The sequence below is a fragment of the Novipirellula herctigrandis genome (genome assembly GCA_007859835.1).
Taxonomy (GTDB): Bacteria; Planctomycetota; Planctomycetia; order Pirellulales; family Pirellulaceae; genus Novipirellula_A; species Novipirellula_A herctigrandis.
The window spans coordinates 3899578-3906072 of the sequence record SJPJ01000001.1 but is presented as its reverse complement, the minus strand read 5'-3'; the positions used below and the strand labels follow the sequence as shown (position 1 = coordinate 3906072).

At 53.9% G+C, this 6495-nt stretch carries 3 protein-coding genes; 1 reads left to right on the top strand and 2 read right to left on the bottom strand.

The window, feature by feature from the left end; all coding sequences use genetic code 11:
* The first annotated feature begins 199 nt into the window (after positions 1 to 199).
* The gene (locus CA13_RS14250) at positions 200 to 487 is read left to right on the top strand and encodes a hypothetical protein (RefSeq protein WP_146397691.1); all 288 of its coding nucleotides are present in this window, start codon (positions 200 to 202) and stop codon (positions 485 to 487) included.
* A 234-nt stretch (positions 488 to 721) separates the two neighbouring features.
* Here the strand turns inward: CA13_RS14250 and CA13_RS14245 are convergent, their stop codons facing one another.
* Positions 722 to 2077, bottom strand: a complete 1356-nt coding sequence (locus CA13_RS14245; protein WP_419194348.1) for a tyrosine-type recombinase/integrase — start codon at positions 2075 to 2077, stop codon at positions 722 to 724.
* Between the two features lie 171 nt (positions 2078 to 2248).
* Positions 2249 to 6235 carry an ATP-dependent RNA helicase HrpA gene (hrpA, locus tag CA13_RS14240; protein ID WP_146403657.1) on the bottom strand — a complete coding sequence of 1329 codons (3987 nt, stop codon included), beginning with the start codon at positions 6233 to 6235 and terminating at the stop codon, positions 2249 to 2251.
* Positions 6236 to 6495 lie beyond the last annotated feature (260 nt).

Here is a 6495-nt window from a genome sequence, read left to right as displayed (position 1 = left end):
CCGGGTGATTGCGTTCGTGGCAGCGGGAAGTTGAGAACGTCTTCACTGGAGTTGGACTAGGTCGCCTAACGGAAGGTTTTGCCGACGCCGGTGATGACCGAAGCGAGCGACGTTGAATTACGAGCAGCTAATGATACGCCGCCGCCCGTGAATTACCAACGTAGGCGTGCCCGAAGGGCCCTTGCGGCAAAACCATGTTATGCGGCAACGTCAAAATGCCAACTCGACGCTCCAACGCCAAGCCAATACTGCAGCGGCCGTAACCGCGACGCCGGTGGACTACCGCCAAGTCGACACGCTCGAAACCGGAACCGACGAGACGCGCAACATCGACTTGACGATCGCAGCAAAACCGATCCAAAACCAAATAGCATCAAACGTGAGTAAGCCTCGACACAGCATCCCAGCAACCGCCCCGCTCACCAAATTCCAGCACGCGTTCACCCGACGTGGCACCCGTCCAACAAAGAGTTCTCAAGCCGCATAACATGTTTTTGGACGACAACCCCTGTTAGATTGGGGGGCTGTCGAAGTTTGTTAATCGCTTGATGGTATTGGATCTCGATGCTTCGCTCAACTGTTTTTGCGATAATTCTACCTATTAATCTTACTGGATAATCTGATTTGCCGTTCTAGAACCGTTGCGGCGCAATGACGCATTCCTGGGCCAAACCGGCCAAGTTCTTGCACTGGTAAGAAACTCACTTCGGGTTGTAGCGAACTAATCGGGTGAATCGCTGAGCACCTTTTGAGTGAGGTGGTATTGCAACGTCTCGTAAAATACCGGGTCACGAATCCGGGCTGCTTGCTGTGCGGGCAGCTTTTTCAGGATGGGTTGCCATGATTCGAGTGGCGGCAACTCGATGGTTAAGAATCCTGGACGTGCGACTCGGCAGCGGATGCCGGTTAGAAACTGGCGACCACTGGGGTTATTGATCTCAAGCGTGACCTGAATGTCAGCTGACCTTTCATCTGGGGCCGGCCGCGTGTGAATGCGTAACGAACCTACTGGATGTACGGTTTTCGGGTCGCCAATGATTTTTTGTTGGGCGTCTCGATCGACCATGTCTTGGTTGGCCGATGTCGGCAGCCGGTCCAGCGGACTGGGCATTTCCGTGCGACCTTTTGCAACTTTGACATAGATCGTGGTCGTTTCCAAGCGAACATGGCCCAGTACGGTTTGGATGCGGCGTATATCGCAACCGTCTTCGAAAGAGTGGGTTGCGAACGCATGTCGCAAGGAATGAGGCGTCGCCTTCTTTTTAATCCCTGCGACTTCACAAGCATTCTTCATTACGCGCTGGACCGTTCGCGGGCTGAGGTGTCGGCCGCTACGCCGGTCGCTCAGCGATTCACTGGGGAATAGAAATTCGTCACCCTGACGATCGTTTCCCAGTTCACCAAGCAGTTTTCGATAGCACTGCGGCAATCGCACATGACGATCCGCTCGGCCTTTTCCTTGACGGATGAAAATTTGGTTACGATCAAAATCGATGTCCTGCCAACGGACCTTCACCACTTCACTCACACGCATGCCTGTAGCGTACATCAGTCCGATTAGCAGGGTATCTCGCATCGAAGGCGCAGCTTCGAGCAATCTGCGGATCTCGTCCCGGCTCAGCACCACGACTCGCTGCTTCGGTTTTCGCGGTGTCGCAAGTCCAAGGGTGATGTCTCGAAAACAGAATTTGTCGAAAATAGTTCGGATCGCTGTCAACTGAACAGCGACATCCGACATGCTGTGTTCGCCATCGACAAGGTATTCCAAATAATCACGAACATACTCGCGGTCCATATCGCCTGGTCTGCCGCCGAACCATCGCAATAAGGATTTGATTGCACTGAGATAATTGCGAATCGTGCTACGAGTATATCCGCGAATCTTAAGCTCTCGATGGATCGATCGTACGAAACTTGATGGCGAGGGGTCAAGTAAATCGAGGTCCACCACCGCGATCGACGTAGCTAAATGGTCGATAACTCGATCACGGTCAATAAACCTCGGCGAGGGATGGCGATAAGGTTGGCCGTCGATATAGCGATGGATGGGCGACGTGGTGGTTTCGGAAAATGACATCGGCACTCGTTCCTCAATACGCACGTTGGAGGTGCGGGATTGAACATGGTTTCGCATCATCGTTGTGACGTGACAAGAACCAATGTCAAGAAACTTTTGCATATAGTGATGTTGTTCCCCTAATGCACTACCCACAGTGCTAGCATCCAACGCAGCGAGATTGAGGTAGGCCTAGCGTTTCGCGTCCGCTGTGATCCTCTTTTCACATCGCTGGGGGGATACTTTAATGGACGTGCCGAGCGGTTGTGCGAATATGCTGACACGTAGTTCTTCGAGCATCCAACGTACTTCGGACGTCATTTGCATATCTGCCTGTTGCTCGTTTTCAGGGAGCGAAGCGAGCCATTGTTTGGAAAGCGACTGTATCGTTTCGCTTCCTTCGCGATCACGGGCCGCGGCACCGCTTCGTACTTTATCGAGTCGGTAGGCGATTGCCGAGAAGTAACGTGGATAATGCCGCAGCCACGTCCATGGCGTTCGCGACAGAAATCCATCGATGGTGAGCCATTTGATCTGTTCGGCCACATCGCTGAGGATTCCTCCGAAACGGTTGCCTTTCATCGACTCGATTTCACGACGCGCCGAAAAGTAAGCGTCGGCCATCGCGGGTAGAACTTGGGCGACGCCCACGGCCGCTTCGGCGATCCGGCGTGCTCGTTCGCTTCGTCGCTTCTCGAACTCGGCTTTCGTTCGAACACTCGGTTGATTCTCGATGAACGCGATCCGAGCCAGCAGGTCCACCAACTGAGTTTCGATCGTACTGGCGGAAACGATTGGGCTGAGCTTGATTTTTGCCTGCTCCAACGACGGCAACCACCGAACTTGGCTTCGCAGTTCCTTTTTCTCCGCAATGGCGAATAGCCGCATCATTCCTTGTTCGTTGGCGGCTGCGGCGGAAACTTGATCGGCCATTAAACGCGTCGCCGCAACATTGCCGAGATCGACAATTGCAGGGTACTGAGCCACTTTCACTCCGCCACGATTGCGAATGACTTCCTTAGGCAATTGATCGATATCAAACGTCACCATCGATTCTCGCGACCATGACTCGTCGATCGGTTCGGGCTCCACTTGATCCATCGGTATGGCGGCTTGCCCAAGTTTTTCTTTTAGCGGTTGGACTTCGCGTCCGCTCGCGACGGGTTTGCCACTATCATCGACCACGGTGATCAAGAATTGCAGATGGTCGCCGAGTTTTTCGGATTGGAAATCGCTTCGTGTGATCGGCATTTCAGCGTGACGGGACAGGGCCTCGCACACGGCTTGCATGAACGGTACTTGGCCATAGAGATGACCTAGTTCGCGGCTAACCGCCCCAGCCACGTCTGCGGCCGGTACGAGGTTTCGCCGAATTCGTTTTGGCAGCGATTTGATCATCGCGATGAGTTTCGTTTCAAGGAGTCCCGGAACGAGCCATCCAAGCCGCTCGTCACTGATTTGAGGCAACGCCGCTTGGTGGATCTTCAACTCGATTCCATCGTGCTCGGATCCTGGTTCAAAGCGATAATCAAGCGGCAATCGAGAACGACCCACTTCCAATTCATCGGGGAAATCTTCCTTGGTGATCGCTTCACTGGTTGCTTCAATCAAATCCTCAGGACGCATGTAGCAGGTCGGAACGTCGCTTTGTTGTTGCGGTTCGATCGGTGGTGGAGATTGAAGCCATGTCGAAACGTCCGCAGCATCGCGGAGCTTCTTTGACCACGCAGGGACTTTGGTTTCACGATCGTATTTTTCCAGACTTGCCCGATCACAAACATGTTGAGGCAAATTTGATTGGTAGAATCGCTCGATCGAATACGGATCGACCACTAAGTCACGTCGGCGTGTTTTAGCCGCTAGTGACTCGATCGATTGTTGTAGGTTGCGATTGTGTCGAACCAATCGAGCGGTCGTTCGCAGTTGTTGCTCGACCAAGCCGTGCTCAATCAGTAAATCGCGAGCGGTTGTTGGATCAATCGGTGTGAGCGGAACACGGCGACCGACCACGACGGGCAATCCGAACAGTGATACCCGCTGGTAACAAAACGCGCCACTGGTTTTTGCACTCCAATGAGGGTCACTGTGAGATTTTTTAACCAGATGGCTACCGATTTTCTCGATCCATTCCGGCTGAATCCTGGCGACGGTGCGAGCATACTGTTTGGCGGTTTCGACAAATTCCGCCGCCACGATCCACTTGGGTTTACTGGCGATGACGCCACTGCCCGGCCATAGATAGAGACTTAATCCGCCCGCGCCGGTGTACTCGTTCTTGTCCTTCAGCATCGCCACGCTGGAAAGAAGTCCCGATAGCAACGCTTGATGGACTAGGTCGCCAATGTTTTCTTCGACGACTAACGACGGGTCATCGGCATAGCGAATCGCACCGATTTTTGTGCGTTTTCCTTTTCGGCTGCGGAGCGATGTCGCGGCCATCTCTTTGAGTTGGCGGTAAACGTCGGACCACTCTCGCATCCGGTTGGGCGATAGGAACTGTTGGCGCAAAACGCGGGTTAGTTTGCTGCGCGAATGATCCGAGCGAGCTTGGTCGTAATATCGCCACAGTTTCAAGTAGGATAGGAAATCACTTTGCAGATCCTTGAAAGCGGCGTGAGCTTCATCGGCGGCTTGTTGTTTTTCTTGTGGCCGATCACGCGGGTCTTGGATTTCTAGTGCTGCGGCGATCGGAAGCACTTCGGCCAACACGCCGAATTGGTCCGCAGCCAAGATCATGCGTCCCACTCGCGGATCGACCGGTAATCGGCCGAGCGTTTTCCCAAGCTCCGTTAGCTCATGTCGATCGTCGATAGCACTCAATTCGGTCAAGGTTCGCAAACCTTCGCGAATCGCTTCTGGGCGTGGCGGATCGAGTAGAGGAAATTGTTCGATCCGGCCCAAATTCAGCGTCTTGGTTTTCAAAATCACCGATGCCAAATTGGTGCGACGAATTTCGGGAGTCGTAAACGCGTCCCGGGAATCGTAATCATCCGCAGCATAGAGTCGGACACAAATACCGGGACCGATTCGACCACATCGGCCAGCGCGTTGATCGGCACTGGCGCGACTAATCGACTCGATTGGCAACCGTTGCACCTTGCTCCGCGGACTGTACCGACTAATCCGCGCGGTCCCCGAATCGATGACCGAGTGAATTCCGGGAACGGTCAATGAACTTTCGGCCACATTGGTGGCGAAGATAATTCGTCGTTTGCCCGCATCGGGATGGAAAATGCGTTGTTGTTCTTTGGTCGGCAAACGGGCATACAGTGGCAGTAAGTCGACTCGCCCGCTCATTCCCAAACGTTTGTAATGGCCGGCGACTCGGTGAGCCACCTCGCGAATGTCGCGTTCGGTCGGTAAGAAGACCAGCGTGTCACCTGCATGGCTTCGTGCGAGCGATTCGATTCCTGCGATCACGTGCTCGGCGAGATCATAGCTCCGGGTTTCGTCTTCGGTAATCTCTTCCCACGGCAAATACCGCATCTCGACCGGATACCCACGACCTTCAACGTTCACGATCGGTGCGGGGGACGTTTCGCTGCCAAAGTGCTCGGCAAATCGTTCGGCGTCGATCGTCGCCGAGGTGATGATGATTTTTAGGTCAGGACGTTTAGTTTGCAATCGTCGCAAGTAGCCCAACAGGAAATCGATATTCAATGATCGCTCATGGGCCTCATCAATGATGATGGCGTCATAGGCATCGAGAAAACGATCCGATTGCGTTTCAGCGAGTAAAATGCCGTCGGTCATCAGTTTGACGAGTGTATCGGGGCCGGTTTGATCGCCAAAACGAATTTGAAAACCAACTGCTCCGCCAACGGCACAGCCGAGTTCTTCGCCTAATCGAGTCGCGATACTGCGCGCGGCAAGGCGTCGTGGTTGAGTGTGCCCGATCATCCCAGAGCGACCTAGTCCGGCATCGAGAAGCATCTTCGGCAATTGTGTACTCTTGCCGCTGCCGGTTTCACCACAAACGATAATGACTTGGTGGTTGCGAACCAGATCCAGGATCGAGTCGCGATGAGCACTGATAGGCAGTTCGAGGGGATATTCAATCCTCACGCTCATCGCTTTACGCGATTGGTGCCGCTGGATCGACTCCGCCAACTGTTTTTCGAATTCCGCGTTTGGACGGTGCTTTTTCAAACGGCGCAGCCGAAACCGATCGACACGCATCGCATCATCGATCGACTTTTTTTCGGTCAGTAGCTCGCCGGACGGCGTCTTTGACGGCACCGTTGGTGGCTCGTTTGGCGAAGTCGATTGGGACGTGGGAGCGGGAGCGGGCGATAACGCGGGGCTGCTCGGTTTGGGGTGATTCGAACTCGAAATGGGAAGGCCTCGAACGACGCGGACTTGAAAAAGGTCATTCTAACGAAGTGAAAGATTTTTGTAGGTGGTGAGTCTGGCGCCTTGCACGACGAAAGGTTGGGCAC